The sequence below is a fragment of the Prevotella sp. BV3P1 genome, from assembly GCF_000479005.1.
Classification (GTDB): domain Bacteria; phylum Bacteroidota; class Bacteroidia; order Bacteroidales; family Bacteroidaceae; genus Prevotella.
Genome location: NZ_AWXC01000042.1, coordinates 1 through 1,023 on the forward strand (window position 1 = coordinate 1; position 1,023 = coordinate 1,023).

Annotated in this window: 2 tRNA genes and 1 rRNA gene; all 3 read left to right on the forward strand. The window is 44.7% G+C overall.

Annotation, left to right across the window (positions count from 1 at the left end):
• Positions 1–242, forward strand: a 16S ribosomal RNA gene (locus tag HMPREF1254_RS07800); the annotation flags it as partial.
• A gap of 263 nt (positions 243–505) precedes the next feature.
• Positions 506–579: transfer RNA gene (locus tag HMPREF1254_RS07805), tRNA-Ile, on the forward strand.
• A gap of 156 nt (positions 580–735) precedes the next feature.
• Positions 736–809: transfer RNA gene (locus tag HMPREF1254_RS07810), tRNA-Ala, on the forward strand.
• Positions 810–1,023: the final 214 nt, after the last annotated feature.

Genomic DNA, 1,023 nt, shown 5'->3' on the forward strand with positions numbered 1-1,023 from the left:
CTCCCAGTTCGGACTGGGGTCTGCAACCCGACCCCACGAAGCTGGATTCGCTAGTAATCGCGCATCAGCCATGGCGCGGTGAATACGTTCCCGGGCCTTGTACACACCGCCCGTCAAGCCATGAAAGCCGGGGGTGCCTGAAGTCCGTAACCGTCAAGGAGCGGCCTAGGGCAAAACTGGTGATTGGGGCTAAGTCGTAACAAGGTAGCCGTACCGGAAGGTGCGGCTGGAACACCTCCTTTCTGGAGACGAAACAACGAGTGCGATTCATAATTCATAATTAAAACAGCCAATAGGTTGATGAATGATACAAGAATTGCACGAAGGATTTATAAGGTGATATTTCTTATCAAGGTTTGTAAGAAACCAGCCTGGAGTGACCACACGGTGGCTCTTGGTATTTCTTGTACTGCTACATCTGTTTTTTTTTAATATAAGAGAGAAAAAGGAAGCCGGGCGAAGAAGAGTACGCGGCCCTGCGACTTGAATGAACACCGGGAACCACAGTCCTATAGCTCAGTTGGTTAGAGCGCCACACTGATAATGTGGAGGTCGGCAGTTCAAGTCTGCCTGGGACTACAGTCTTTAATTCATAATTCTCAATTTATAATTCATAATTAAGAATGATGCAATGTGATGATATGGATTAACCTCTGCCTCTTGAATAATAATTCAATCAATTGTTGATTTAATAATAATTATGAATCATGAATTAACAATTATGAATTAAAACCTGGGGGATTAGCTCAGCTGGCTAGAGCACCTGCTTTGCAAGCAGGGGGTCAACGGTTCGAATCCGTTATTCTCCACTCACGGGAACAGACTTTGAGGAACAAAGAACTCCACTTGTAGTAAAGTTCAAAGTTCAATGCTCAAATTTCAAAGTTTCCGCACGATCTTTGACATATTGACACAAGCGAAACTGTAAAGTAGAACACAAGTCGTAAGACTTGATAATCAAAGCAATACAGCTGAAAGTATGAGTGACCAACCGGCCGCTTTCGACGTGAGCATTGCGCTCAT